Below are 26,093 nucleotides of genomic sequence, written 5' to 3'. Positions count from 1 at the left end.
ACATGCCCCGGGTCCGGCCTTCTCCAGGCCGCGCCAACGACCGTGACCGCCCGCCCCGCCGGGGCCTGTGGTCCATTCCCCGCCTTCGCACCGACGACGCGATCCGCGCCGCCCGATTTCCCCAGGAGAGTCCACCGCATGGCCGGTCCCGCGTTCCGTGCCGCCGCCGTCCGGGTCCGGGTTCCCGCGACCAGTGCCAACCTCGGCCCGGGCTTCGACGCCTTCGGCCTCGCGCTGGGCCTGTACGACGACGTGGTCGTCCGGGTCGCCGACTCCGGGCTCTCCATCGACATCGCCGGCGAGGGCGCCGACACGCTGCCCCGCGACGAGCGCCACCTGCTGGTCCGCTCGATGCGCGCCGCCTTCGACCGCCTCGGCGGCCAGCCGCGCGGCCTCGAAGTGGTCTGTGCCAACCGGATACCGCACGGCCGCGGCCTCGGCTCCTCCTCGGCCGCGATCTGCGCCGGCATCGTGGCCGCCCGCGCGGTCACCATCGGCGGCCCGTCCGCGCTGGACGACGACGCGCTGCTGGCCCTCGCCTCCGAGCTGGAGGGCCACCCCGACAACGTCGCGGCCTGCCTGCGCGGCAACTTCACCATCGCCTGGACGGACGAGGAGTCGGCCAAGGCGGTCAGCCTGGAGCCCTCCGACCGGGTCGTCCCGGTGGTGTTCGTCCCCGCTGACGAGGTGCTCACCGAGACCGCCCGCGGCCTGCTGCCGAAGACCGTCCCGCTGACCGACGCCGCCGTCAACGCCGGCCGCGCCGCGCTGCTGGTCGAGGCGCTGACCAGGCGGCCCGAGCTGCTGCTCGCCGCCACCGAGGACCGCCTGCACCAGGACTACCGCTCCTCCGCCATGCCCGACAGCGCCGCCCTGGTGGGCGCGCTGCGCGCGGAGGGCGTCCCCGCGGTGATCTCCGGCGCCGGCCCGACCGTCCTCGCGCTCACCGACGAGGCGGGCGCCGACAAGGTGCTCTCCTTCGCCGGGCACCACGGCCACGGCGGCGACCCGGCGTTCGCCGCGCACCGCCTGGAGCTCGACCGGACCGGGGCCACCGTGCTCCCGCTGGACGGCTGAACGGCCCGTCCGGGCTGCTCTTCCGGCCCGGCCCGGCCACCTGAGAGCCGGGCCGTCCGGACACGATTGGCAAGCGCAAGGCTGGGGAATGTCTGAGGGGGTCGGTAGTGTTAACCTCATTGCTGCACCAGGTGCCCTCCGGGGCTCGGTGCGCCGCGTCCCGATCCCAGCACTCCACTGCCGTGGAGTCGCGGCGATGCACGGGGCGACGATTCTCCGGGAGCCCACCGCAGCGCGTACGCAGCCTGCCTGCGCGACACGCGGCCGCATCCCGAAGCCGTGACGGCACCTGACTCCCACCCGCGGCCTCCCACCTTGAGGCCAGGACGGGCGGAGCGCGGTCCACCGTCACGCGACGGGGGCCCGGGATTCGCAGGCAAGCGTGGGGGTACGCCCGGTCGGCACACGACCGACCGGCCCGCCGCGCCACTCAGCACCACCGTGCTTCACGCACCGCACCTCGCAGCTCTCCCTCGACCGGCTTCCGCCTTTCGGGGGATCACCGCCTCGGACCGACGCAGTCGAGCGTTGGTCAGGACAGCACAACCGGTCGCCGAGCCAGACAGGCCGACGTCCGCTCCAGGGAAGGACCCTTAGTGAGCGACTCCACCGATCTGATGGGCGCGCGCCAGGACGCCGAGGCGTCGGACGCAGCCGCCGCCCCCGCGGCCCCGGCGCGGCGCCGCCGTACCGCCGCCGCCGGCCTGGACGGCATGGTCCTGGCCGAGCTGCAGAAGCTCGCCGGAGACCTGGGCATCACCGGTACCGGACGCATGCGCAAGAGCCAGCTGATCGAGACCATCAAGGAGAAGAGCGGCGGAGACCCGCTGCTCGCCGCCGGTGGTGCTCCGGCCGCCGCCAAGCGCACCGCCGCCAAGGCGGACGCCGCCGAGGCGCCGGCCGAGAAGCCGGCCCGCCGCACCAAGGCCGCCGCCGCTGCGGCCGCCGCGGCCCCGGCCGCCGCCGAGTCGCAGGCCCAGATCGAGATCCCGGTCCAGGCCGCCGCCGAGACCGCCGCGCCCGCCCGTGCCGAGCGCACCCGCCGCCGCGCCACCTCGGCCGCCGGTGCCCCGACCGCCGACGCCACGGCCGACGCCGCCGTCGCGGTGGCCGAGCCCAAGCAGGCCGAGACCCGCCAGGCCGAGACCCGCGCCTTCGAGGGCCGCGAGGAGGGCCGCACCGAGACCCGTCGGGACCGCCGCGACCGCCGGGACCGCGGCGACCGCCCGGAGCGGGCGGAGCGCCCCGAGCGCGCCGAGCGCCAGGACGGCGGCGAGGGCCAGGACGGCGACTCCCGCGAGTCGCGCCGCGACCGCCGCAACCGCCGCGAGCGCACCGACCGCCAGCCCCAGCAGGGCGGCGGCCAGCAGCAGGCCGGTCAGGGCGACGGCCAGCAGGCCCGCCAGGGCGGCCAGCAGACCCAGCAGCCGCAGGTCCAGCAGGGCGGCTACGACGACGACGAGTTCGGTGACGGCCGCCGCGGCCGCCGTGGCCGCTACCGCGACCGCCGGGGCCGTGGCGCCCGCCGCGAGGGCTTCGAGGCCGGCCCCGCCGAGCCGCAGGTCGGCGAGGACGACGTCCTGATCCCGGTCGCGGGCATCCTCGACATCCTCGACAACTACGCGTTCGTGCGCACCTCCGGCTACCTGCCGGGCCAGAACGACGTCTACGTCTCGCTCGCCCAGGTCCGCAAGAACGGCCTGCGCAAGGGTGACGCCATCACCGGCGCGGTGCGCCAGCCCAAGGACGGCGAGCGCCGCGAGAAGTTCAACGCCATGGTGCGGCTGGACTCCGTCAACGGCATGGACCCGGAGAGCGGCCGCGGCCGCCCCGAGTTCAACAAGCTCACCCCGCTCTACCCGCAGGACCGGCTGCGTCTGGAGACCGACGCGGGCATCCTGACCACCCGGATCATCGACCTGGTGTCGCCGATCGGCAAGGGCCAGCGCGGTCTGATCGTCGCGCCGCCGAAGACCGGCAAGACGATGGTGCTGCAGGCGGTCGCCAACGCGATCACCCACAACAACCCCGAGTGCCACCTGATGGTCGTCCTGGTCGACGAGCGTCCGGAAGAGGTCACCGACATGCAGCGGTCGGTGAAGGGCGAGGTCATCTCCTCGACCTTCGACCGCCCGGCCGAGGACCACACCACCGTCGCCGAGCTGGCCATCGAGCGCGCCAAGCGCCTGGTGGAGCTGGGCCACGACGTGGTCATCCTGCTGGACTCGATCACCCGCCTCGGCCGCGCCTACAACCTGGCGGCGCCGGCCTCCGGCCGCATCCTGTCCGGTGGTGTCGACTCGACCGCGCTGTACCCGCCGAAGAAGTTCTTCGGCGCCGCGCGCAACATCGAGAACGGCGGCTCGCTGACCATCCTGGCCACCGCGCTGGTCGAGACCGGCTCGCGCATGGACGAGGTGATCTTCGAGGAGTTCAAGGGCACCGGCAACATGGAGCTCAAGCTCGACCGGAAGCTCTCGGACAAGCGCATCTTCCCGGCCGTCGACGTGGACGCCTCCAGCACCCGCAAGGAGGAGATCCTGCTCGGCAGCGAGGAGTTGGCCATCGTCTGGAAGCTGCGCCGGGTGCTGCACGCGCTCGACTCGCAGCAGGCGATCGAGCTGCTCCTGGACAAGATGAAGCAGACCAAGAGCAACGCCGAGTTCCTGATGCAGATCGCCAAGACCACCCCCGGCTCCAACGACTGACCGTAGCCGGACGGTTGTCGCCCACCGAACCCCGGACCGCGCGAGCGGTCCGGGGTTCGGTGCGTCCACCCGGCTTTGTTCCAGAGTTGGGACATCATGAGGCTTTTCGATCATCTTGTCCGTTTTACTCTGGACCGTATGGCCGAGCACAAGAGGGTCCTGACCCGCCGCCGCAAGATCCTGCGGGCGGCCGCCTGCGCGTTCGCCGCGCTCGTCGTCCTCGGCGCCGGGGCGGCCGGGTACGCGTACGTCAAACTCAACGGCAACATCAAGAGCGTCGACATCAACGCCCGCCTCGGCGACGCCCGCCCGCCGGCCGCCACCGACGGCTCGTTCAACGTCCTGGTGCTGGGCTCCGACTCGCGCAACGGCGAGAACGGCGACCTGGCCGGCGGCGACACCGGCGACACCGCCCGCTCGGACACCGCGATGGTGCTGCACGTCAACCAGGACCACTCGCACGCCGAGGTCGTCTCGATCCCGCGCGACACCCTGGTCACCCGGCCCGACTGCACCGACGCCGCCGGCAAGGCGGTGGCCGGCGCCAAGCGCGCGATGTACAACAGCGCCTTCGAGGCCGGCGGCGCGGCCTGCGCGGTCAAGACCACCGAGCAGCTCACCGGGCTGCGGATGGACCACTACGTGCAGATCGACTTCGCCGGCTTCGCCCGCGTCGTGGACGCGATAGGCGGGGCCACCGTGAGCACCACGGTGGCCATCCACGACAAGGACAGCGGGCTCGACCTGCCGCCGGGCGAGCACCACCTCGACGGGCAGCAGTCGCTGGCCTTCGTCCGCACCCGGCACGGCGTCGGCGACGGCAGCGACCTCGGCCGGATCGAACTCCAGAAGCAGATGGTGAAGTCGCTGCTCCAGCAGGCCGGCGGGATCGGGATGTTCTCCAACCCGGTCAAGCTCTGGTCGATCGGCGACACCATGACCCGCAGCATCACCACCGACTCCGCGCTGGGTTCGGTGAACGCCCTGGTGGGGCTCGTCCAGGAGCTCAAGGGGATCGGGCCGGACCAGCTCGGCATGGTGACCCTGCCGGTGGTGACGGCCCCCAGCGACCCCAACCGGGTGGTCGAGCAGCAGCCGCAGGCGGACCAGCTCTGGGCGGCCCTCAAGGCCGACCGGCCGGTCCCGCAGGCGATCGTCTCGGCGCAGCCCGAGAACCCCGCGCAGGCCGCCCCCACGGCCGCCCCCACGGCCCCGGCGAAGGCTCCCGCCAGGCGCTGAGCGGCGCCCGGAATATCCCGGAACACGACCCGGTTTGGGAAGATGCGGCCGGTCCTGGCAGACTGGTCCGTCGGTCCCGGTTCACGTGCGGCGTTCCCGCCGCCGACCCGGTGCCCTCCCGAACCTAGGAGAACCCCTTGAAGCCCAACGTTCACCCCGAGTACGTGGTCACCCGTGTGACCTGCACCTGCGGCGCCGAGTTCACGACCCGCTCGACCGAGGCCAGTGGCGAGATCCGCGCCGAGGTCTGCTCGCAGTGCCACCCGTTCTACACCGGCAAGCAGAAGATCCTCGACACCGGTGGCCGCGTGGCCCGCTTCGAGGCCCGCTTCGGCAAGCAGCACAGCGCGAAGGCCTAGCGCTCCCACGGCGCCGGTTCCCGGCGCCCCCGTACTCGTTCCGGGGGCGCTGGGGACCGGCGCCGTTCGCATCCCCCAGCACCCCCTCCAGCGGTTCGCACGACCGGCCGGTCCTCACCGGCTTCCAACGGTTCTCACGGGAAGAAGGCCCACGCCATGTTCGAGGCAGTCGAAGAGCTCCTCGTCGAGCACGCCGACCTCGAGAAGAGGCTGGCCGACCCGTCCGTCCACGCCGACCAGGCCAACGCTCGCAAGCTGGCCAAGCGGTACGCCGAGCTGACCCCGATCACCCGGGTCTACCGGCAGTGGCGACAGGCCGGCGAGGACATCGAGGCCGCGCGCGAACTCGCCGCCGAGGAACCGGAGTTCCTCGCCGAGGTGAAGGACGGCGAGCAGCGCCGCGAGGGGCTGACCGAGGAACTCCGGCTGCTGCTGGTGCCGCGCGACCCGAGCGACGACAAGGACGTCATCCTGGAGATCAAGGCGGGTGAGGGCGGCGAGGAGTCCGCGCTGTTCGCCGGCGACCTGCTCCGGATGTACCTGCGCTTCGCCGAGCGGATCGGCTGGAAGACCGAGATCATCGACGCCAACGAGTCCGACCTCGGCGGCTACAAGGACGTCTCGGTGGCCGTGAAGACCAAGGGCAACGCCGAGCCCGGGCAGGGCGTCTGGGCCCGGCTGAAGTACGAGGGCGGCGTGCACCGCGTGCAGCGCGTCCCCGCCACCGAGTCCCAGGGCCGCATCCACACCTCCGCGGCGGGCGTGCTGGTCACCCCCGAGGCGGAGGAGGTCGAGGTCGAGATCGTCGCCAACGACCTGCGGATCGACGTCTACCGCTCGTCCGGCCCCGGCGGCCAGTCGGTCAACACCACCGACTCCGCGGTCCGGATCACCCACCTGCCGACCGGTATCGTGGCGTCCTGCCAGAACGAGAAGAGCCAGCTGCAGAACAAGGAGCAGGCGATGCGCATCCTGCGGTCGCGGCTGTTGGCCGCCGCGCAGGAGGAGGCCGAGCGCGAGGCCTCGGACGCGCGTCGCAGCCAGGTCCGTACGGTGGACCGCTCCGAGCGGATCCGGACGTACAACTACCCGGAGAACCGCATCTCGGACCACCGCACGGGGTTCAAGTCGTACAACCTGGACCAGGTCCTGGACGGCGAACTGAACGCGGTGATCCAGTCCTGCGTCGACGCGGACGCGGCGGCCAAGCTCGCCTCGGCCCAACAGAACTGAGACCGGCGCGCCCCAGCCCGAGCGACGGCGCGAGCCGGAGCGCAGAAACAAGAGGTCGTACGGATGAACCTGCTGCTCGCCGAGGTGGCCCAGGCCACCCAGCGGTTGGCCGCGGCCGGCGTGCCGTCGCCGCGCTTCGACGCGGAGGAACTCGCCGCCTACGTCCACAACGTCAAGCGCAGCCAGCTGCACTCGGTGAAGGACGCCGACTTCGACGCCCGCTACTGGGAGGCCGTCTCCCGCCGCGAGGCGCGCGAGCCGCTCCAGCACATCACCGGGCGGGCGTTCTTCCGCTACCTCGAACTGGAGGTCGGCCCCGGGGTGTTCGTGCCCCGGCCGGAGACCGAGACGGTCGTCGAGTGGGCCATAGACGCCGTCCGCGACATGGACGTGGCCGAGCCGCTGGTCGTCGACCTGTGCTCCGGCTCCGGCGCCATCGCGCTCGCCCTGGCCCAGGAGCTGCCGCGCTCGACCGTGCACGCCTTCGAACTCGACGAGGGCGCGCTGCAGTACACCCGGCGCAACATCGAGGCCAGCCCCGACCGCGCCCGGGTCACCCTGCACGCCGGTGACGCCACCCGGGCCTTCGCCGACGACCGCTCCTGGGACGGCCGCTTCGACCTGGTGATCTCCAACCCGCCGTACATCCCGCTCACCGAGTGGGAGTACGTCGCCCCGGAGGCCCGCGACCACGACCCGCAGATGTCGCTGTTCTCCGGCGAGGACGGCCTGGACACCATCCGCGGCATCGAGCGGGTGGCCGCCCGGCTGCTGCGCCCCGGCGGCGCGGTGGTGATCGAGCACGCCGACCAGCAGGGCGGGCAGGTCCCGTGGATCTTCAACGAGGAACGCGGCTGGACGGACACCGCCGACCACCGCGACCTGAACAACCGACCGCGTTTCACGACAGCCCGCAGGGCGTCGTTGTGAACGATCGAGCGCAGTACGACAGCCCGCAGGGCGTCGTTGTGAGCGGTCGAGTGCCGTACGCCCACCCGAGGGGCGTCGTCGTGACCGGCCGGGCCGCGGCAGCGCCGCTCGCCCGGCCGCGCCGTGAAGACCGTGCTGTGAACGCTGTGATGAGCCATTCCGGAAGGGGACCGCACCGATGAGCCGCCGTTACGACTGTGCCGACGCCGGGGACCGCGCCACCGGCCTGCGCGAGGCCGCCTCGGCCATTCGCCGGGGCGAACTCGTCGTGCTTCCCACCGACACCCTGTACGGGGTCGGTGCGGACGCCTTCTCGCCGGAGGCCGTCGGCGACCTGCTGGCCGCCAAGGGCCGTGGCCGCAACATGCCCTCGCCCGTGCTGGTCGGCTCGCCGACCACCCTGCACGGCCTGGTCACCGACTTCTCCGAGCAGGCCTGGGAGCTGGTCGACGCGTTCTGGCCGGGCGGGCTCACCCTCGTCGCCAAGCACCAGCCCTCGCTGCGCTGGGACCTCGGCGAGACCCGCGGCACCGTCGCCGTCCGGATGCCGCTGCACCCGGTCGCCATCGAGCTGCTGAACGCCACCGGCCCGCTCGCCGTCTCCAGCGCCAACAAGACCGGCGGCCCGTCCCCGGCCACCTGCGACGAGGCGCAGGCGCAGCTCGGCGACGCCATCTCGGTCTACCTGGACGGCGGACAGGCGGACCACGCGACCGCCTCGTCCATCGTCGACGTCACGGGCAAGGTCCCGGTCCTGCTGCGGGCGGGCGCGATCAGCGTCGAGCAGCTGAGGGAGGTCGTCCCCGACCTGGAGGCCGGCAGTTGACGCCGATCGCCTCGCTCCACGCCGGGCCCGGCATAGCGCCGTACCTGAGCGTGGGCCCCAGGCCGCTGGACCACTTCCGGATCCTGTTCGTCTGCACCGGCAACATCTGCCGCTCGCCGATCGCCGAGCGGCTCACCCGGCGTGAGCTGGACACCCGGCTCAGCCCCCGGGTGGCCGGCCGGATCCTGGTGGAGAGCGCCGGCACCTGGGGCCACGTGGGCGCGCCGATGGAGGACCACGCCGCGACCGTCCTGGACGAGTACGGCGCCGACAGCGGCGGCTTCACCGGCCGCGAGCTGCTGGACGAGCACGTGGTCGAGGCCGACCTGGTGCTCACCGCGACCCTGGACCACCGCGCCCAGGTCATCTCGATGGGCCACGAGGCGGGACTGCGCACCTTCACCCTGAAGGAGTTCACCCGCCTGGTGCGGACGATAGACCCGGGCACCCTGCCCGACCCGCGCCGCGGCGCCGACGTCACCGAGCGCGCCCGCGCCCTGGTCCGGGCGGCCGCCGCGCTGCGCGGCTGGCTGCTCGCCGCCACCCCGGAGTCCGACGAACTGGACGACCCGTACGGGGCCCCGATCGGCATGTTCCGCAACTGCGGCGAGGAGATATTCCACGCGGTCGACCCGGTGGTCACCGCGCTCACCGGCGTGCCCGCGCTGCGCTGACCGCCCGCGCCGCGAGCGGGCCCGGAGGCCCCCTGACGGCCCCCCGGCGGCCCGGGGACGGCCCGCGGCGGCCGAGCGCCGAATGGCCCCGCGCCGACGAGCCGCCCGGCCCGGCCGGTCCTACGCTGGAGGAACCCACCCTTCCCGGCCCACGCCGGGAGGCGCCCCCACGCCGCCCCGGAGCCCCGCCATGACCGTCACCGACGCCCCGACCGGCCCGACCGCGACCAGAGGGCGCCCGTGGGCCTCCGAGGCACTGCACCGGGCCGATCCGCAGGTGGCCGACCTGCTGGCGGCCGAGGCCGAGCGGCGGGCCGAGACGGTCCAGCTGCTGGCGGGGGAGAACCTGACCTCCCCGGCCGTCCTGGCGGCGCTGACCGGGCCGCTGATCGACAAGTACGCCGAGGGCTACCCGGGCCGCCGGCACCACACCGGCTGCGCGCTGGCGGACGCCGCCGAGCTGCTGGCGATCGACCGGGCCCGTGAGCTGTTCGCCGCCCCGCACGCCAACGTCCAGCCCCGGTCGGCGACTTCGGCGATGCTGGCGGCGTACGCGGCGCTGCTGCGGCCCGGCGACGGGGTGCTGGCGATGTCGCTGGAGCACGGCGGCCACCTCAGCTGCGGCTCGCGGGCCAACTTCTCCGGCCGCTGGTTCGCCTTCACCGGGTACGGGGTGCGCGAGGCCGACGGCCTGATCGACCTCGACCAGGTGCGCGACCTGGCCCGCGAGCACCGCCCGAAGGCGATCGTGGCGGGCTCGATCTCGCACCCCCGGCACCCGGACTGGGCCGCCTTCCGGGAGATCGCCGACGAGGTGGACGCCTACCTGATCGCCTCGGTCGCCCAGACCGCCGGCCTGGTCGCGGCCGGGGTGGCGCCCTCCCCGGTGCCGTACGCGGACGTCACCGTGGCGGCCACCCACAAGCTGCTGCGCGGCCCGCGCGGGGGCCTGCTGCTGTCCACCGCGGAGCTGGCCGAGCGGATCGACCGGGCGGTGTTCCCGTTCACCCAGGGCGGGGCGGCGATGAACGAGGTGGCCGGCAAGGCGGTGGCGCTGGCCGAGGCGGCGACGCCCGCCTACCGGGCGTACGCGCAGCGGACGGTGGACGGGGCGCGGGTGCTGGCGACAGGGCTCGCGGCGGCCGGGATGCGCCCGCTGACCGGCGGTACCGACACCCACCTGGTGACGGCGGACGTGAGCCCCTTGGGCGTCACCGGCGCGGAGGCCGAACGGCGCTGCGCCGCGGCCGGACTGCTGCTCGGCAAGTGCGCGCTGCCCTACGACCCGGCGCCGGCCGCCGAGGCCTCCGGGATCAGGCTGGGCACCGGCACGGTGACCAGCCAGGGGATGGGCGGGGCGGAACTCGCCGAGCTCGCCGGGCTGATCGCCCAGGTGCTCGCCGGGGGCACGGGCGCGCGGGTGGCGAACCGGGTCCGGGAGCTGGCCCTGTCCTTCGCCGACCGGCGGTGACGAGAGCGTCGTCGACGGATATTCGGATCTCCTACCCGGGAGAGCGAACCGCGATGCATGCCTTGAGCGTCCGACTCAATAAGGTGTGGGGCGTGGCGACGCACCTCGAACCCCGGGAACGCAGGGGAGTACCTTCGGTACCTCCCCGTTGGACAGTGACGCAGGAGGCCGGTGGTGCGTGAGTATCTGCTGGTGCTGTTCTGCACCGCCGCCGTCACCTACCTGTTGACCGGCCCGGTCCGGAAGTTCGCCATCGCGGCGGGCGCCATGCCGCCGGTCCGCGCCCGGGACGTGCACCGCGAGCCGACGCCGCGGCTCGGCGGGATCGCGATGTTCGGCGGGCTGTGCGCGGGCATCCTGGTCGCCTCCCAGCTGGACAACCTGAGCAAGGTGTTCTCCCAGGGCACCGACATCCGCGCGCTGCTGTCCGGCGCCGGGATCATGTGGCTGCTCGGGGTGCTCGACGACAAGTGGGGCGTGGACGCGCTGGTGAAGCTCGGCGGCCAGATGATCGCCGCCGGTGTGATGGTCTGGCAGGGCGTCACGGTGATCACCCTCCCGGTGCCCGGTGTCGGCGCGGTCGCGGTGAGCCCCACGCAGGGCATGGTCATCTCGGTCACCCTGGTCGTCGTCATGGTCAACGCGGTGAACTTCATCGACGGCCTGGACGGCCTGGCGGGCGGCATGGTCTGCATCGCCGCGATGGCGTTCTTCCTGTACAGCTACCGGCTCTGGTACGGCTACACGATCACCGACGCGGCGCCCGCGGTGCTGTTCAGCGTGCTGCTGATCGGCATGTGCCTGGGCTTCCTGGCGCACAACATGCACCCCGCGCGGATCTTCATGGGCGACTCCGGCTCGATGATGCTGGGCCTGATGCTGGCGGTGGCCGCGATCTCCATCACCGGCCGCGTCGACCCGGACCTGATCAGCAGCGAGACCGGTTCGCAGACCGCGACCGTGCACGCCCTGGTGCCGATCTACATCCCGCTGCTGCTGCCGCTGACGGTCATCGCGCTGCCGCTGGCGGACCTGCTGCTCGCGGTGGTGCGCCGCACCTGGGCCGGCCAGTCGCCGTTCGCCGCGGACAAGCGCCACCTGCACCACCGGCTGCTCCAGGTCGGGCACTCGCACAGCCGTGCGGTGCTGATCATGTACTTCTGGGCCGCGCTGATCGCCTTCGGCACGGTGGCCTTCTCGGTCACCAACACCGGCCGCACGGTGGTGCTGACGCTCGCCGGGCTCTGCCTGGTCGGCCTGGTGGTGCTGCTGACGCCGCAGTTCCGGCCGCGCGCGCCGAGGGCGGTGCAGTCCTTCGTCCCGCCGCGCTACCGGCGCCGTCCGTCCGCCCCCATGGCTGAACTGTCGGCAAAGGACAAGCAACTTCTTGGTGAAGCCGACCGGGGAGCCTCCGCGCTCGACGACCACGGCCGGGCCAGCGGCCGTCGCTAGCAAGGCAGTTGATGTTCGGTCAAATGGCCTCACCCGTTCGGCTGCACCGTTGCGCCGTCGGTGTGACAGGTGCCACACATTCATGGTAAAGCTCTCATCAAATAGTTTGTGATACCGTTCACGAGTACCGAGAACACGCCGAAAGACCTGACAGGTGGAGGACTTCCGTCCCTGGTCGGTCTCCCTCGACGGGCCCGCCGCTCCAGCGGGCGGCCCGGGCGGCGGCCTCTCGGTCCGGTGTCACCCACCACCTTCTGTGCCCCGTCCCCCGTCACATCGACATGCCGCCGGAGCTGCCGACATGCCGTCCACCGACGCCCGGATCCTCCGAGGCGCCGCGATTCCCACTGCGGCCGCCGGGATCATCGCCATGGCGATCTCGTTCGCCGTCGCCGGTGGGAAGGGGCTGCTCGGCGCCCTCTTCGGCGCACTCCTGGTGATGGCCTTCTTCAGCTTCGGCCAGGTCGCGCTCGACCGGCTGACCAGGTCGAACCCGCACATCATGATGGCCGCGGCGCTGCTCGTGTACACCACGCAGATCCTGCTGGTCGGCATCGTGCTGGCGGTCTTCAAGAACACCGAGCTCTTCAACCGGCAGGCCTTCGCCTTCACCCTGCTCGGCTGCGCGCTGATCTGGACGGGGTTCCAGGTGCGCGGTGCGCTGAAGGCCAAGACCTTCTACGTCGACCCCGACGCCTCCGAAAGCAAGGGCGACAAGCCCTCCGACTCGGGGCGTCAACAGTGACGAGCCCTGGCTGTCCCCCCAACGAGGGGGGCGGTGTTTATGCCGCACTGACGGACTGCTATCGTCCGTCGCAACAACGGAGTACGGGAAGCGGCCAGGTCTGTCCGAACAGCGGACGGATCGCCCCCCGGATCCGCGCAGTCTTCGATGATCCCGCTGTGGTGCGGCGCACCGGCGCGCGGGATCCGCGAGAAACCCATCAAGTTCCAGTGCCGCTCCGTGGCCGCAGGCCACGCCGACACACCGAGGTTGCCGTAACCATGCGTCACGACGAAGGAGTCCGTGGTGAGTGCTGATCAGCTCACGTTCCTCGCCTCAGGCAGTTGCCACTTCGGGGACGCTGGCTGCGGCTTCCCGGCCCCGGGTCTGAACGAGTTCCAGTTCAAGCCGATCTTCTCGATCGGCAGCATCGAGTTCAACAAGCCGATGCTGCTGTCGGTCATCGTTGCTCTGCTGGTCGTCGTCTTCTTCTGGGCCGCCTTCGCCAAGCCGCGCCTGGTCCCCGGCAAGCTGCAGCTCGTCGGCGAGATCGGCTACGACTTCGTCAAGCGCTCCATCGTGCTGGAGACGATCGGCAAGAAGGGCGAGAAGTACGTCCCGATGCTCGTCTCGATGTTCTTCTTCATCTGGCTGATGAACATCATGTCGATCATCCCCTTCGCGCAGTTCCCCGTCTCGGCGGCGATCGCGTTCCCGGCCGGCCTCGCGGCGGTCGTGTGGATCACCTACATGACGCTGACCTTCAAGAAGCACGGCTTCGTCGGCGGTCTGAAGAACCTCTGCTGGCCCTCGGGCATCCCCGGCTGGGTCATGTTCATCCTGGTGCCGATCGAGTTCTTCTCGAACATCTTCGTGCGCCCCTTCACGCTCGCGGTCCGAGCCTTCGCGAACATGTTCGCCGGCCACCTGCTGATCGTGATGTTCTCCATCGCCTCCTGGTACCTGCTCAGCCCGACCCTGGGCGCGCTCTACGGCTCGGCCTCGTTCATCGTCGCCGTCGCGCTGACCGCCTTCGAGCTGCTGGTCCAGTTCCTGCAGGCCTACATCTTCGTGATGCTGGCCAGCAGCTACATCGCCGGTGCCCTCGAAGAGGCGCACTGAGCCAGGGGGCTTCGGCCCTCCCTGAACCAACCTCTCCGGATTGCCCGGTGGCCAATCACCACCGGTTCACCACCCCTGCAAAGGACAACGTCAATGAGCATCCTCGCTGAGGGCAACGTCTACGGTTCCGTCGCCTCCATCGGCTACGGCCTCGCCGCGATCGGCCCCGGCATCGGCGTCGGTCTGATCTTCGGCAACGGTGTCCAGGCCATGGCCCGTCAGCCCGAGGCTGCCGGCCTGATCCGCTCCAACATGTTCATCGGCTTCGCGCTGACCGAGGCGCTCGCCCTCATCGGCATCGTCATGCCGTTCGTCTTCGGCAACAAGTAATCCTGCCGCAGACCCATTCGAGGAAGGTCCAGATATGAGCATCGCGGTTACGCTCGCGGCCGAGGAGAAGATGAACCCTCTCCTCCCCGCGTGGCCCGAGATCATCATCGGCCTGCTCTGCTTCTTCATCGTCTTCGGTCTCCTCGGCAAGAAGCTCCTCCCCAGCATCGAGAAGGTGCTGTCGGAGCGTCGGGACGCCATCGAGGGCGGCATGGAGCGCGCCGAGGCCGCTCAGGCGGAGGCCCAGGCCCTGCTTGAGCAGTACCGCGCCGAGCTCGCCGAGGCGCGTCACGAGGCTGCCCGCATCGTCGAGCAGGCTCGCGAGCAGGGCGCTGCCCAGCTCACCGAGATGCGCGAGGAGGGCCAGCGTCAGCGCGAGGCCATCGTCGCCGCCGGCCACGCGCAGATCGAGGCCGACAAGAAGCAGGCGACTGCCGTCCTGCGCCAGGACGTGGGTTCGCTGGCCTCCCAGCTGGCTTCCCGCATCGTGGGCGAGTCCCTCGAGGACAGCGCTCGGCAGAGCGGCGTGATCGACCGCTTCCTGGACGAGCTGGAGGCCAAGGCCGCCGTTGCTCAGGGCGCGGCCAAGTGATCGGCGCCAGCCGCGAGGCCCTCGCCGCCGGCCGGCAGAACCTGGAGAGCCTGACCGACTCCACCTCGGTGGACGCGGCCAAGCTCGCCGAGGAGCTCACCGCCGTCACGGCCGTGCTGGACCGTGAGGTGTCGCTGCGCCGTGTCCTGACCGACCCGTCCCGGTCGGGTCAGGACAAGGCCCAGCTGGTCTCCTCGCTGCTGACCGGTCAGGTCTCCGGCGAGACCGTCGACCTCGTCTCCGGTCTGGTCCGCTCCCGCTGGTCGGGCTCGCGCGACCTGGTGGACGGGACCGAGGAGCTGGCCGCGTACGCCGAGGTCATCGCGGCGGACAGGGCAGGCGCCCTGGACGACGTCGAGGACGAGCTGTTCCGGTTCAGCCGGGTGGTGAGCGGCTCGCACGAGCTGCGCGCCGCGCTGACCGAGCCGAAGGCCGGCATCGCCCCGAAGGCCGCGCTGATCAAGAAGCTGCTCGGCGGCCGCGCCCACGCGGGCACCGTCCGGCTGGTCACGGCCATCGTCAACGCGCCGCGTGGCCGTAGCCTGGAGCAGGGCCTGGAGTCCTACTCGAAGCTCGCCGCCGCGCGCCGCGGCCGCGTGGTGGCCCTGGTCACCACCGCGGTGCCGCTGTCGGACACCCAGAAGGAGCGCCTGTCCGGTGCTCTGGGCCGGATGTACGGCCGCCAGGTCCACCTGAACATCGACGTCGACCCCGAGGTCGTCGGCGGTGTCCGGGTGCAGGTCGGCGACGAGATCATCGACGGCACCGTGTCGAGCCGCCTCGAAGGCGCTCGCCAGTCGCTCGAAGGCTGAGCACACCGAAGCAGCAGCACATCCGACCCTCGGTCGGGAAACCGGCTCCCCAAGGAGCCGGCACATCGGACGGCCGGTTCGGCAGACCCGGCCGAGAGTCGAATACTTGCGGCCCTCAATGGCGGGCCGAGGATCGCAAACTAGGAGAGCAGGGAAGCCTGATGGCGGAGCTTACGATCCGTCCGGAGGAGATCCGGGACGCGCTGGCCGACTTTGTCCAGTCGTACCAGCCGGACGCCGCTTCTGTGGAAGAGGTCGGCACGGTCACTGACGCGGCGGACGGCATCGCGCATGTCGAGGGCCTGCCCTCGGTCATGGCGAACGAGCTGCTGAGGTTCGAGGACGGCACGCTCGGCCTCGCGCTGAACCTCGACACCCGCGAGATCGGTGTCGTCATCCTCGGTGAGTTCGGTGGCATCGAAGAGGGCCAGACCGTGCGCCGCACCGGCGAGGTCCTCTCGGTTCCGGTCGGCGACGGCTACCTCGGCCGCGTCGTGGACCCGCTGGGCAACCCGATCGACGGTCTGGGCGACATCGCCTCCAGCGGCCGCCGCGCCCTGGAGCTGCAGGCCCCCGGCGTCATGGCCCGCAAGTCGGTCAAGCAGCCGCTGCAGACCGGCATCAAGGCCATCGACTCGATGACCCCGATCGGCCGTGGCCAGCGTCAGCTGATCATCGGTGACCGCCAGACCGGCAAGACCGCGGTGGCCGTCGACACGATCATCAACCAGCGCGACAACTGGCGCTCGGGCGACCCGGAGAAGCAGGTCCGCTGCATCTACGTCGCCGTGGGCCAGAAGGGCTCCACCATCGCGTCCGTCCGCGGCGCCCTGGAGGAGGCCGGCGCGCTGGAGTACACCACCATCGTGGCTGCTCCCGCCTCCGACCCGGCCGGCTTCAAGTACCTCGCCCCGTACACCGGTTCGGCCATCGGCCAGGAGTGGATGTACGACGGCAAGCACGTCCTGATCATCTTCGACGACCTGTCGAAGCAGGCCGAGGCCTACCGCTCCGTGTCGCTGCTGCTGCGCCGTCCGCCGGGCCGCGAGGCCTACCCGGGTGACGTCTTCTACCTGCACTCCCGCCTGCTGGAGCGTTGCGCCAAGCTGAACGACGCCCTGGGCGGCGGCTCGATGACCGGTCTGCCGATCATCGAGACCAAGGCCAACGACGTCTCGGCGTACATCCCGACCAACGTCATCTCCATCACCGACGGCCAGTGCTTCCTGGAGTCCGACCTGTTCAACGCCGGCATCCGCCCGGCCGTGAACGTCGGTATCTCGGTCTCCCGCGTCGGTGGCTCCGCCCAGATCAAGGCCATGCGCTCGGTCGCCGGCCGTCTGCGTCTGGACCTCGCCCAGTACCGCGAGCTGGAGGCCTTCGCGGCCTTCGGTTCCGACCTGGACGCGGCCTCCAAGGCCCAGCTGGAGCGCGGTGCGCGCATGGTCGAGCTGCTGAAGCAGGGCCAGTACCAGCCGTTCCCGGTCGAGGAGCAGGTCGTCTCCATCTGGGCCGGCACCACCGGCAAGCTGGACGACGTCCCGGTCGCCGAGATCCGTCGCTTCGAGCGCGAGTTCCTGGACCACGTGCGCCTCCAGCACAAGGACCTGCTCGCGGGCATCGTCGAGACCGGTCTGCTCGCCGAGGGCACCGTCGACGCGCTGACCACGGCCATCGACGCCTTCAAGCAGGGCTACCAGACCGCCGACGGCAAGCTGCTCTCCGAGCAGGCCTGAGTCCGGTAGCGAGGGAAAGGACGTAACGACCCATGGGAGCACAGCTTCGGGTCTACAAGCGCCGGATCCGCTCTGTCACCGCGACGAAGAAGATCACCAAGGCGATGGAGATGATCTCCGCGTCGCGCATCGTCAAGGCGCAGCGCGCGGTGGCCGCCTCCACTCCGTACGCCGATGAGCTCACCCGTGCGGTGACGGCGGTGGCCACCCGGTCCAACGCCAAGCACCCGCTCACCACCGAGAACCCGAGCGCCTCGCGCGCCGCCGTCCTGCTGATCACGGCGGACCGCGGCCTGGCGGGCGGTTACTCGACCAACGCCATCAAGGCCGCGCAGGCGCTCAGCGAGCGTCTGCGGGCCGAGGGCAAGGACGTGGTGACGTACATCGTCGGCCGCAAGGGCGTCTCGTACTACACGTTCCGCGGCTTCGACATCGCGGAGTCGTGGACGGGCTTCTCGGACAAGCCGACCTACGGCGACGCGAAGACCGTGGCGGCGGACCTGATCGAGGCCTTCACGGCCGAGACGGGCGGCGTGGACGAGCTCCACCTGATCTCGACCAAGTTCGTGTCGATGCTGACGCAGAACGCGGTCGAGGCCCGGCTGCTGCCGCTGAAGCTGGACGAGGTCCAGCTCAGCGACGACAAGCCGGCCAAGGCGGAGATCTTCCCGCTGTACGACTTCGAGCCGTCGGCGGAGGGCGTGCTGGACGCGCTGCTGCCGCGGTACGTCGAGAGCCGGATCTACAACGCGCTGCTGCAGTCGGCCGCCTCCGAGCACGCCGCCCGCCGCCGCGCGATGAAGAGCGCGACGGACAACGCCGGCGAGCTCATCAAGTCGCTCACGCGGCTTGCCAACTCGGCCCGTCAGGCCGAGATCACCCAGGAAATCAGCGAGATCGTCGGCGGTGCCAACGCCCTCGCCGACGCTAGCCGCGGGAGCGAATGAGAATGACCACCACTGTTGAGCCGACCACGGCGACGGGCCGCGTCGCGCGGGTCATCGGCCCGGTCGTCGACGTGGAGTTCCCCGTCGACGCTATTCCGAACATGTTCAACGCCCTGCACGTCGAGGCGGAGAACCCCGACGGCTCGGGCAAGAAGACCCTGACCCTCGAGGTCGCCCAGCACCTGGGCGACGGCATGGTCCGCGGCATCTCGATGCAGCCGACCGACGGTCTGGTCCGTGGCACCCAGGTCACCGACACCGGTGCCGCCATCTCGGTGCCCGTCGGCCAGATCACCAAGGGCAAGGTCTTCAACGCCCTCGGCGACGTGCTGAACGTGGACCAGAAGGAGTTCGACCAGCAGGTCGAGGTCCGCTGGCCGATCCACCGCAAGGCGCCGGAGTTCAAGGACCTCGAGTCCAAGACCGAGATGTTCGAGACCGGCATCAAGGTCATCGACCTCCTCACCCCGTACGTCCAGGGTGGCAAGATCGGTCTGTTCGGTGGTGCCGGTGTCGGCAAGACCGTTCTGATCCAGGAGATGATCTACCGCGTCGCCGAGAACTTCGGTGGTGTGTCGGTGTTCGCCGGCGTCGGCGAGCGCACCCGTGAGGGCAACGACCTCATCGACGAGATGGTCGACTCGGGCGTTCTGGACAAGACCGCGCTGGTCTTCGGCCAGATGGACGAGCCGCCGGGCACCCGTCTGCGCGTCGCGCTCTCCGCGCTGACCATGGCGGAGTACTTCCGTGACGTCGAGAAGCAGGACGTGCTCCTCTTCATCGACAACATCTTCCGGTTCACCCAGGCCGGTTCCGAGGTGTCGACCCTGCTCGGCCGCATGCCCTCCGCGGTGGGCTACCAGCCGAACCTGGCCGACGAGATGGGCCTCCTCCAGGAGCGCATCACCTCGACCCGCGGTCACTCGATCACCTCGATGCAGGCGATCTACGTCCCCGCGGACGACCTGACCGACCCGGCCCCGGCCACCACCTTCGCCCACCTGGACGCGACGACCGTTCTGTCGCGCCCGATCTCGGAGAAGGGCATCTACCCGGCCGTCGACCCGCTGGACTCCACGTCCCGCATCCTCGACCCGCGGTACATCGCGCAGACCCACTACGACACGGCCCTCCGTATCAAGGGGATCCTGCAGAAGTACAAGGACCTCCAGGACATCATCGCGATCCTCGGTATCGACGAGCTGTCCGAGGAGGACAAGGTCACGGTCCACCGTGCCCGTCGCATCGAGCGCTTCCTCTCGCAGAACACCTACGTGGCGAAGCAGTTCACCGGTGTCGAGGGTTCGACCGTGCCGCTGTCGGAGACCATCGAGGCCTTCAACGCGATCGCGGACGGCAAGTACGACTCCATCCCGGAGCAGGCCTTCTTCATGTGCGGTGGCATCGAGGACCTCGAGAAGAACGCCGCCGAGCTGGCGAAGAAGTAGTCGCGGCCGGTAGCAGCTGAGTGACCGTGAGGGGTGGCCCCGAGCCCGGGACCACCCCTCGCGTCGCATCGGCTGTGATTCCGGTCAAATCCGTGCCGCCGGTTTCATGCCGGAGGCGCGCGGCCGTTATTCTTACCGAAACTCCCGAGTAATCGGGGGTTGCATGAGCCTAGGAGCCCACGTTGGCTGAGCTGCACGTCGAGCTGGTCGCAGCCGACCGCAAGGTGTGGTCCGGTGCGGCCACCATCGTCGTCGCCCGTACGGCCTCCGGCGACACCGGCATCATGCCGGGTCACACCCCGGTGCTGAGCGTGCTGGAGACCGGTCCGGTCACCATTCGCACGGCGGACGGCGGCACCGTGATCGCCGCGGTGCACGGCGGCTTCATCTCCTTCGCCGACAACAAGCTGTCTCTGCTCGCGGAGATCGCCGAGCTGGCGGACGAGATCGACGTCGCCCGTGCCGAGCGCGCGCTGGAGAAGGCCAAGTCGGGCCTGGACGAGCACGCCGAGCGGCGCGCCGAGGTCCGCCTGTTCGCGGCGCGCGGCCTCAAGGCCCACGTCTGAGTGCGCCAAGACCCTGGTTCAGCGGGGTCGACCGACGGTCCCGGGGACGCGTGAGCGTGACCCCGGGACTGTCGTCGTAGTTGGTAGGTCAACGCGGTCGCTTGATACGACCGATACGGGGAACGCGGGTAGCGAGGAGGTAGGTGAGCATGGTCCTCGCGCTTGTGGTGTGTGCGGCGGTCGTGGCGCTGGGTGTGATCGGCCTGGTGGCGTTCGCGGTACGACGCCGCCTGATCCAGCGGGTCGGCGGCACGTTCGACTGCAGTTACCGACTCAAAATGCCCGCCGACGCCTCGACGCAGCCCGACCTCGACGAGAACGGCAAACCCACCTCGGCCCCGGTCCCCCAGACCGACGGCAAGGGGTGGGTTTTTGGTATCGGCCGCTACAGCGGTGACTCGATCGAGTGGTTCCGGGTCTTCTCGTACGCCCCGCGCCCGCGCAGGGTGCTGCCGCGCCGGGAGATCGAGGTGCTCGGCCGGCGCTACCCGGAGGGCCAGGAGGAGCTCGCCCTGCTCTCCGGCTCGGTGGTGCTGCGCTGCCTGCACAACGGGGAGCCGCTGGAGCTGGCGATGAGCGAGGACGCGCTCACCGGCTTCCTCGCCTGGCTGGAGGCCGCCCCGCCCGGGCAGAGGGTCAACGTCGCGTAGCGGGGATCGCCGAGCTCGGGGTTAACGCCGCCTAACCCGTCCGGCTACGCTGGCCGCATGGTGAATCTGACGCGTATCTACACCCGTACCGGCGACGACGGCACCACCGCGCTGGGCGACATGAGCCGGACCACCAAGACCGACCCCCGCCTGGTCGCGTACGCCGACACCAACGAGGCGAACGCGGCGATCGGCGTGGCCGTCGCCGCCGGATCGCTGCCCGAGGACATCGTCACGGTGCTCGTCCGGATCCAGAACGACCTGTTCGACGTCGGCGCGGACCTGTCCACGCCGGTGGTCGAGGACCCGAAGTACCCGCCGCTGCGGGTGCTGCCGTCGTACGTCGACCGGCTGGAGGGGGACTGCGACCACTACCTGGAGCAGTTGGAGAAGCTGCGCAGCTTCATCCTGCCCGGCGGTACGCCCGGCGCGGCCTACCTGCACCTGGCCTGCACGGTGGTGCGGCGGGCCGAGCGGGCCACCTGGGCGGCGATCGCGGAGTACGGGGACAGCGTCAACCCGCTGACCGCGAAGTACTTGAACCGGCTCTCCGACCTGCTGTTCATCCTGGCCCGGGCGGCCAACAAGGAGCGCGGCGACGTGCTCTGGGTGCCGGGCGAGAACCGCTAGCGGGCCCTCGGAACCGCAGGCAGGCTTCTCAGAGCCGCTTCTCCGGGACGCCGGCGACGGGCTGTTCGGCGATCGGGTCGTCCGCGTCCTGCTCGCCGGCCGGCGGCTGCTTCGGCCAGAGCGTGTAGCTGACGGCGACGACCACGTTGACCACGGCGGCGATGCCCAGCTTGAGGTACCACTGGAGGAAGGTGTCGAAGTGCGCGGAGCCTCCCGACAGCGGCACCAGCAGGGTGATCAGGCTCAGCGTGATCGCGGCCGAGACCACCGTGCGGCGGCAGATCTGCCACTCGTACCGGGACCGCGCCAGGCCGTACTTGGGTGAGGGCGGCGGCTTGGGGCCGCCGGCGAAGCGGTACATGAAGTGCCGGTCGGCCCAGCGGACCAGCGAGGGCCCGTACCCGATCGAGAAGCCCGCGTAGCTCGCCGCGAGGGCGTGCGTCCAGCTCGCGGCGGCGCCGCCGCGCAGGTCGAGCACGGTGAGCACGTACAGGGTGAGGTCCACCACCGGCAGGCCGACCAGCAGGGCGGTGCTGGTGCGGCGCCACCGCAGCAGGTAGCGGGCGGTGAGGCCGAGGCCGAGCAGGATCCAGAAGGAGATCTCGGCCGCGACGATGAGGGTGACGATCACGTTGTGCTCCCGGGCGGTCGGCGGTGCCTCCAGCCTGGCGCGCGGGCGTGGCCGCGTCGTCGTCGCCGGGTGCCGTCCCGGCCTGCACCTTTCGATGTACGGCGGCTCCTCCGGGGACCGGAGCCGGGCGGCGCCCGGGGATGGTGAGATGGAGGTGTGCTGAGACCGACCCTCACCCCGCGCCAGGAGGACCGGGGGATCGCCCTGCTCGGTCTGCTCGGCGGAGCGCTGCTGATCGCGCTCCAGGTCTACGACAACTCCTCGCGGATCCCGCGCGGGGCGGTGGTGCCGGCGCTGCTGGTGATGGCGGTGCTGGAGCTGTTCCGCCGGACCAGGCCGGTGCTCACCACGACGCTGGGCGGGCTCGCCTTCGGGTACAGCATCTTCACCGGCGCCCTGCTGGCGACCAGCCTGATGTACACCGACCTGCTCTACGCGGCGGTGCTCTACGGGACCCCGAGAATGTCCCGGATCCTGCACCTGACCGGCACGGGCTCGGTGCTGGTGCTGTCCACCCTGGTGCTGATCTACAGCGACGCCTCGAACGCGGTGGCGGTGGTGGTGCTCACCGTGCTGATCTACCTGGCGCCGGTCTGGACCGGGGACGTGGTCCGCAAGCACCGCGACCGGGCGGTGAGCGAGCGGCTGCGGGCCGAACAGACCGCGCTGCTCTCGGAGATGGACCGGCGGGAGGCCGTTGTCGCCGAACGAGCCAGGATGGCAAGGGAGTTGCACGACGTGGTGGCCAACCACCTGTCGGCGATCGCGATCCACGCGACCGGCGCGCAGTCCGTCGCCCGGCGCCGCCGGCTGGCCGGGGACGACCCGCTGGTGGAGGTGCTGGCGGTGATCCGGGAGAGCAGCGTCCAGGGTTTGGCCGAAATGCGCCGCATGATCGGACTGCTGCGCGACAGCGGCGGGGGAGAGGCGGACGAGTCGTACGCGGCGCCCGACCTGGCCGCCGTGGACGCCCTGCTGGCCAAGGCCCGGGCGGCCGGCCAGGACGTCGGGCTGGACTTCGAACTCGCCGAGCGGGGCGAGCGCGGGGAGGTCCCGGTGCCGGTCCGGCTGGCCGCGTACCGGATCGTCCAGGAGTCGCTGACCAACGCGCTCAAGCACGCCGGGCCCGGACTGGTCAGCGTGCGGCTGGAGTTCGGCCCCGAGGAACTGCGGATCGCCGTCGACAGCCCGTACCGGCACGGACCGGGCCGCGAACTGCCCGGCGCCCGGGCCGGGCTGGTCGGCATGGCGGAGCGGGCCGGGCTGCTCGGCGGCAGCTTCGAGGCGGGGCCGCGGAACGACTACTGGAGCGTGCGCGCGGTGCTGCCGCGCGGGCGGGAGAGCGGGGCAGGGGCATGACGATCCGGGTGCTGGTGGCCGAGGACCAGGCGGCGGTACGGGCGGCGCTGGTGATGATCCTGCGGGCGGAGCCGGACATCGAGGTGGTCGGGCAGGCCGCCGACGGCGAGGAGGCCGTCCGGCTGGCGCTGGAGCTGCGGCCCGACGTGGTGCTGATGGACGTGCAGATGCCCCGGCTGGACGGCGTCTCGGCGACCCGGCAGGTGGTCGCCGCCGGCGCCGGCCAGGTGCTCGTGCTGACCACCTTCGACCTGGACGAGTACGTCTACGGCGCGCTGCGGGCCGGCGCGGCCGGGTTCCTGCTCAAGGACCTGGAGGCGGACACCCTGGTCGAGGGCGTCCGGACGGTGGCGCGCGGGGACGGCATGCTGGCGCCCTCGGTGACCAGGCGGCTGATCGGCGCCTTCGCCCGGCCGGACCGGGCGGTCGGGCCGGAGGCCAGGGAGGCGGTGGCCGGGCTGACCCCGCGTGAGCGGGAGGTGCTGGCCTGCATCGGGGCCGGGCTGTCCAACGGGGAGATCGCGGCCCGGCTGGAGATGGCGGAGGCGACCACCAAGACGCACGTCAGCCGGATCCTGGCGAAGCTGCGGCTGCGCAACCGGGTGCAGGCGGCGATCCTGGCGCAGGACCTCGGGCTGACCGGCTGACCGGCTGACCATCCGACCGCCCGATGGCCAGGTCGGCCGGTCCGGTCGGACGGCCCGATCGACCGGTCTGATCAGCTGGTCACGGCGGGTCTGGGTCGCCCGACCAGGTCGGGCGCAGATCACACTCCCGATTGACACCACGGGGCCGGATTGGGCATTAGAGTCCCGGCAACGAGCGACGCGGCTCTCCGGCGGTGACCCCTGCCCTGAGCCGCCTTCAGGGCCCGCCCCAGGGCGGCGACGGCATCGGGAGACCCAGCCATGAGCAATGCGTCCAGCAAGCAGATCGCCGTGATCGGTGCCGGCCTGATGGGCGCCGGCATCGCCCAGGTGTCCGCGCAGGCCGGCCACCCGGTGGTGCTGCGGGACGTCACCGAGGAGGCCCTGCAGCGCGGTCTCACGGGCATCCGCGCCTCCTACGCGAAGTTCGTCGCCAAGGGCCGGATGAGCGCCGAGGACGCCGAGGCCGCGCTGGGCCGGATCACCACCACCACCGACCTGGGCGCCGTCGCCGAGGCCGACATCGTGGTCGAGGCCGTGTTCGAGCAGTTCGAGGTCAAGGAGGGCGTCTTCCGGGAGCTCGACAAGCTCGCCAAGGACGGCGCGGTGCTGGCCTCCAACACCTCCGCCATCCCGATCACCCGGATCGCCGCCGCCACCCGGCGCCCCGAGTCGGTCGTCGGCGTGCACTTCTTCTCGCCGGTGCCGCTGATGAAGCTGGTCGAGCTGGTCCGCGGCTACAAGACCAGCGACGAGACCCTGGCCGCCGCCCGCGCCTTCGCCGAGGGCGTCGGCAAGGACGTCGTGGTGGTCAACCGGGACGTGGCCGGCTTCGTCACCACCCGCCTGATCACCGCGCTGGTCGTCGAGGCCGCCAAGCTGTACGAGTCGGGCGTCGCCACCGCCGAGGACATCGACACCGCCTGCCGCCTCGGTTTCGGCCACCCGATGGGCCCGCTGGAGACCGCCGACCTGACCGGCGTGGACATCCTGCTGCACGCCGCCCGCAACATCTACGACGAGACCCAGGACGAGAAGTTCGCCGCCCCGGAGATCATGGCCCGCATGGTCACCGCCGGCGACCTCGGCCGCAAGAGCGGCCGCGGCTTCTACCCGTACGAGGGCAAGTGAGCCCCCGCCGGAACGGGTGAACGACGACGCCCGGCGACCGGGCGGGCCGTGCGGCGGAACACCGTACGGCCCGCCCGCCCGGGGGCGGGTGAGTTTCCTCACGCCAGGTGCCGCAGACGGGTGATTTGGGCGGTAATCGAGCGTAGGTGTGGAGACTGACTGCGTATATTCCCTCGGACGAGTGAAGTTGCTTCAGATCTGGCCGGAACCAGCAACCTGCGCTGCTGGTTCGCCGTCAGAAGAGGGAGACCCGGCCCAGCACGACGAGGCTGAGACCGGACCCGGGCGAGGGGCCACGGCCCGCCCGGATGGACACCCCCACCCCCCGCCCCGGCACGGCCGGGTCGGACCACCCCCGTACCGGACCGGTCAGGCGAAGGAGGAGAGCATGCGCATCACCGGCGACCACAGGGCGCTGGCCATCGAAGGCCGCCTCGACGTGCGCACCGCCGCCGATGCGCGCGCCCGGCTGCACCAGGCCGTGGACGGCGGCCTCGGCGACCTCGTGCTCGACCTCGCCCGGCTGGAGTTCTGGGACGCCACCGGCCTCGGCGTGATCATGGGCACCCACCGCAGGGCCGGCCGGATCGGCCGGCGGCTGGTGCTGCGCTCCGTCCCGGCCCAGCTCCAGCGGCTGCTGGTGGCCACCAAGCTGCACCGCATCCTGGCCGTGGACGGCGTCACCGAGGCCCACGGGATCGCCCTCTAGGGCCTGCCCGGTCCTGCCCCCGCCCGGCCCCGGCCCTCGTTCGTCCCCTGCCTTCGTTCGGTCCCCGCCCGCTCTTCGTCCGGCTCCGAC

Annotated in this window: 26 protein-coding genes; 25 read left to right on the top strand and 1 reads right to left on the bottom strand. The window is 71.3% G+C overall.

Going from position 1 to position 26,093, the window contains the following annotated elements:
* Positions 1–138: 138 nt before the first annotated feature.
* The 21 genes from thrB (at position 139) to ACFVTF_RS30155 (ending at position 21,526) form a co-directional block, all read left to right on the top strand.
* The gene (gene thrB, locus ACFVTF_RS30255; protein ID WP_371517128.1) at positions 139–1,077 is read left to right on the top strand and encodes a homoserine kinase; all 939 of its coding nucleotides are present in this window, start codon (positions 139–141) and stop codon (positions 1,075–1,077) included.
* A 596-nt stretch (positions 1,078–1,673) separates the two neighbouring features.
* Positions 1,674–3,785: a transcription termination factor Rho gene (gene rho, locus ACFVTF_RS30250; RefSeq protein ID WP_371517127.1), complete on the top strand. Its 2,112-nt coding sequence runs from the start codon at positions 1,674–1,676 to the stop codon at positions 3,783–3,785.
* Positions 3,786–3,923: 138 nt separating this feature from the next.
* Positions 3,924–5,024 (top strand): LCP family protein, encoded by a 1,101-nt coding sequence (locus ACFVTF_RS30245; RefSeq protein ID WP_387817506.1) that lies wholly within the window; start codon positions 3,924–3,926, stop codon positions 5,022–5,024.
* 137 nt (positions 5,025–5,161) lie between these two features.
* The gene (gene rpmE / locus ACFVTF_RS30240) at positions 5,162–5,383 is read left to right on the top strand and encodes a 50S ribosomal protein L31 (RefSeq protein ID WP_350879609.1); all 222 of its coding nucleotides are present in this window, start codon (positions 5,162–5,164) and stop codon (positions 5,381–5,383) included.
* A 156-nt stretch (positions 5,384–5,539) separates the two neighbouring features.
* Entirely contained in the window at positions 5,540–6,616 is a 1,077-nt protein-coding gene (gene prfA, locus ACFVTF_RS30235; RefSeq protein WP_350879608.1) for a peptide chain release factor 1, read from the top strand.
* Between the two features lie 63 nt (positions 6,617–6,679).
* Entirely contained in the window at positions 6,680–7,546 is an 867-nt protein-coding gene (prmC, locus tag ACFVTF_RS30230; protein ID WP_063347810.1) for a peptide chain release factor N(5)-glutamine methyltransferase, read from the top strand.
* 178 nt (positions 7,547–7,724) lie between these two features.
* Entirely contained in the window at positions 7,725–8,372 is a 648-nt protein-coding gene (locus ACFVTF_RS30225; RefSeq protein ID WP_063347809.1) for an L-threonylcarbamoyladenylate synthase, read from the top strand.
* Positions 8,373–8,404: 32 nt separating this feature from the next.
* On the top strand, positions 8,405–9,046 hold the full coding sequence (locus ACFVTF_RS30220) for a protein-tyrosine-phosphatase (protein ID WP_363372045.1): 642 nt from the start codon (positions 8,405–8,407) through the stop codon (positions 9,044–9,046).
* A 190-nt stretch (positions 9,047–9,236) separates the two neighbouring features.
* On the top strand, positions 9,237–10,517 hold the full coding sequence (gene glyA, locus ACFVTF_RS30215; protein ID WP_387817504.1) for a serine hydroxymethyltransferase: 1,281 nt from the start codon (positions 9,237–9,239) through the stop codon (positions 10,515–10,517).
* Between the two features lie 174 nt (positions 10,518–10,691).
* Positions 10,692–11,969 carry an MraY family glycosyltransferase gene (locus ACFVTF_RS30210; RefSeq protein WP_371517124.1) on the top strand — a complete coding sequence of 426 codons (1,278 nt, stop codon included), beginning with the start codon at positions 10,692–10,694 and terminating at the stop codon, positions 11,967–11,969.
* Between the two features lie 301 nt (positions 11,970–12,270).
* Positions 12,271–12,714 (top strand): hypothetical protein, encoded by a 444-nt coding sequence (locus ACFVTF_RS30205; RefSeq protein WP_387817503.1) that lies wholly within the window; start codon positions 12,271–12,273, stop codon positions 12,712–12,714.
* A gap of 285 nt (positions 12,715–12,999) precedes the next feature.
* Positions 13,000–13,815, top strand: coding sequence for a F0F1 ATP synthase subunit A (atpB, locus tag ACFVTF_RS30200; RefSeq protein ID WP_350879603.1), 816 nt, complete (start codon positions 13,000–13,002; stop codon positions 13,813–13,815).
* 93 nt (positions 13,816–13,908) lie between these two features.
* Positions 13,909–14,145: an ATP synthase F0 subunit C gene (gene atpE / locus ACFVTF_RS30195; RefSeq protein ID WP_350879602.1), complete on the top strand. Its 237-nt coding sequence runs from the start codon at positions 13,909–13,911 to the stop codon at positions 14,143–14,145.
* A gap of 34 nt (positions 14,146–14,179) precedes the next feature.
* Complete coding sequence (locus ACFVTF_RS30190; protein WP_363581990.1) at positions 14,180–14,737, top strand: F0F1 ATP synthase subunit B; 558 nt, start codon at positions 14,180–14,182, stop codon at positions 14,735–14,737.
* Complete coding sequence (locus tag ACFVTF_RS30185) at positions 14,734–15,549, top strand: F0F1 ATP synthase subunit delta (protein ID WP_371517122.1); 816 nt, start codon at positions 14,734–14,736, stop codon at positions 15,547–15,549. The genes ACFVTF_RS30190 and ACFVTF_RS30185 overlap by 4 nt, the downstream gene beginning before the upstream one ends.
* Positions 15,550–15,710: 161 nt before the next feature.
* Positions 15,711–17,285, top strand: a complete 1,575-nt coding sequence (gene atpA / locus ACFVTF_RS30180; RefSeq protein ID WP_387817502.1) for a F0F1 ATP synthase subunit alpha — start codon at positions 15,711–15,713, stop codon at positions 17,283–17,285.
* A gap of 32 nt (positions 17,286–17,317) precedes the next feature.
* The gene (locus ACFVTF_RS30175) at positions 17,318–18,232 is read left to right on the top strand and encodes a F0F1 ATP synthase subunit gamma (RefSeq protein ID WP_387817501.1); all 915 of its coding nucleotides are present in this window, start codon (positions 17,318–17,320) and stop codon (positions 18,230–18,232) included.
* A 2-nt stretch (positions 18,233–18,234) separates the two neighbouring features.
* A complete protein-coding gene (atpD, locus tag ACFVTF_RS30170; protein WP_363581998.1) occupies positions 18,235–19,680 on the top strand; it encodes a F0F1 ATP synthase subunit beta in 1,446 nt (481 codons plus the stop codon).
* Between the two features lie 182 nt (positions 19,681–19,862).
* A complete protein-coding gene (locus ACFVTF_RS30165; RefSeq protein ID WP_363582000.1) occupies positions 19,863–20,246 on the top strand; it encodes a F0F1 ATP synthase subunit epsilon in 384 nt (127 codons plus the stop codon).
* Positions 20,247–20,395: 149 nt separating this feature from the next.
* Entirely contained in the window at positions 20,396–20,896 is a 501-nt protein-coding gene (locus ACFVTF_RS30160; protein ID WP_063347798.1) for a DUF2550 domain-containing protein, read from the top strand.
* A gap of 57 nt (positions 20,897–20,953) precedes the next feature.
* Positions 20,954–21,526, top strand: coding sequence for a cob(I)yrinic acid a,c-diamide adenosyltransferase (locus tag ACFVTF_RS30155; protein WP_363582002.1), 573 nt, complete (start codon positions 20,954–20,956; stop codon positions 21,524–21,526).
* Between the two features lie 28 nt (positions 21,527–21,554).
* Here the strand turns inward: ACFVTF_RS30155 and ACFVTF_RS30150 are convergent, their stop codons facing one another.
* Positions 21,555–22,157, bottom strand: a complete 603-nt coding sequence (locus ACFVTF_RS30150) for a hypothetical protein (RefSeq protein WP_387817500.1) — start codon at positions 22,155–22,157, stop codon at positions 21,555–21,557.
* A 156-nt stretch (positions 22,158–22,313) separates the two neighbouring features.
* Here ACFVTF_RS30150 and ACFVTF_RS30145 point away from each other — a divergent pair, with 156 nt between their 5' ends.
* The 4 genes from ACFVTF_RS30145 to ACFVTF_RS30130 all read left to right on the top strand — a co-directional run bounded on the left by ACFVTF_RS30145 (position 22,314) and on the right by ACFVTF_RS30130 (position 26,003).
* A complete protein-coding gene (locus ACFVTF_RS30145) occupies positions 22,314–23,516 on the top strand; it encodes a sensor histidine kinase (RefSeq protein ID WP_387817499.1) in 1,203 nt (400 codons plus the stop codon).
* Complete coding sequence (locus ACFVTF_RS30140; protein WP_387817498.1) at positions 23,513–24,163, top strand: response regulator; 651 nt, start codon at positions 23,513–23,515, stop codon at positions 24,161–24,163. Before ACFVTF_RS30145 ends, ACFVTF_RS30140 begins: the two co-directional genes overlap by 4 nt.
* 261 nt (positions 24,164–24,424) lie before the next feature.
* Entirely contained in the window at positions 24,425–25,294 is an 870-nt protein-coding gene (locus ACFVTF_RS30135) for a 3-hydroxyacyl-CoA dehydrogenase family protein (protein WP_371517117.1), read from the top strand.
* A 388-nt stretch (positions 25,295–25,682) separates the two neighbouring features.
* Complete coding sequence (locus tag ACFVTF_RS30130; protein WP_363582008.1) at positions 25,683–26,003, top strand: STAS domain-containing protein; 321 nt, start codon at positions 25,683–25,685, stop codon at positions 26,001–26,003.
* Positions 26,004–26,093 lie beyond the last annotated feature (90 nt).

Origin of the sequence: Kitasatospora sp. NPDC057940, assembly GCF_042887425.1 — a bacterium.
In the GTDB taxonomy this organism is placed as follows: domain Bacteria; phylum Actinomycetota; class Actinomycetes; order Streptomycetales; family Streptomycetaceae; genus Kitasatospora.
This window is presented reverse-complemented; position numbering and strand designations above follow the sequence as displayed.

Bases quoted from the DNA above. Each gene is read 5' to 3' on its own strand.
- ACFVTF_RS30205 (WP_387817503.1), top strand. From the start codon at position 12,271: ATGCCGTCCACCGACGCCCGGATCCTCCGAGGCGCCGCGATTCCCACT.
- prfA (WP_350879608.1), top strand. From the start codon at position 5,540: ATGTTCGAGGCAGTCGAAGAGCTCCTCGTCGAGCACGCCGACCTCGAG.
- prmC (WP_063347810.1), top strand. From the start codon at position 6,680: ATGAACCTGCTGCTCGCCGAGGTGGCCCAGGCCACCCAGCGGTTGGCC.
- atpD (WP_363581998.1), top strand. From the start codon at position 18,235: ATGACCACCACTGTTGAGCCGACCACGGCGACGGGCCGCGTCGCGCGG.
- ACFVTF_RS30225 (WP_063347809.1), top strand. From the start codon at position 7,725: ATGAGCCGCCGTTACGACTGTGCCGACGCCGGGGACCGCGCCACCGGC.
- ACFVTF_RS30175 (WP_387817501.1), top strand. From the start codon at position 17,318: ATGGGAGCACAGCTTCGGGTCTACAAGCGCCGGATCCGCTCTGTCACC.
- ACFVTF_RS30135 (WP_371517117.1), top strand. From the start codon at position 24,425: ATGAGCAATGCGTCCAGCAAGCAGATCGCCGTGATCGGTGCCGGCCTG.
- ACFVTF_RS30140 (WP_387817498.1), top strand. From the start codon at position 23,513: ATGACGATCCGGGTGCTGGTGGCCGAGGACCAGGCGGCGGTACGGGCG.
- ACFVTF_RS30190 (WP_363581990.1), top strand. From the start codon at position 14,180: ATGAGCATCGCGGTTACGCTCGCGGCCGAGGAGAAGATGAACCCTCTC.
- ACFVTF_RS30245 (WP_387817506.1), top strand. From the start codon at position 3,924: ATGGCCGAGCACAAGAGGGTCCTGACCCGCCGCCGCAAGATCCTGCGG.
- atpE (WP_350879602.1), top strand. From the start codon at position 13,909: ATGAGCATCCTCGCTGAGGGCAACGTCTACGGTTCCGTCGCCTCCATC.
- ACFVTF_RS30130 (WP_363582008.1), top strand. From the start codon at position 25,683: ATGCGCATCACCGGCGACCACAGGGCGCTGGCCATCGAAGGCCGCCTC.
- ACFVTF_RS30155 (WP_363582002.1), top strand. From the start codon at position 20,954: ATGGTGAATCTGACGCGTATCTACACCCGTACCGGCGACGACGGCACC.
- atpA (WP_387817502.1), top strand. From the start codon at position 15,711: ATGGCGGAGCTTACGATCCGTCCGGAGGAGATCCGGGACGCGCTGGCC.
- glyA (WP_387817504.1), top strand. From the start codon at position 9,237: ATGACCGTCACCGACGCCCCGACCGGCCCGACCGCGACCAGAGGGCGC.
- thrB (WP_371517128.1), top strand. From the start codon at position 139: ATGGCCGGTCCCGCGTTCCGTGCCGCCGCCGTCCGGGTCCGGGTTCCC.
- ACFVTF_RS30160 (WP_063347798.1), top strand. From the start codon at position 20,396: ATGGTCCTCGCGCTTGTGGTGTGTGCGGCGGTCGTGGCGCTGGGTGTG.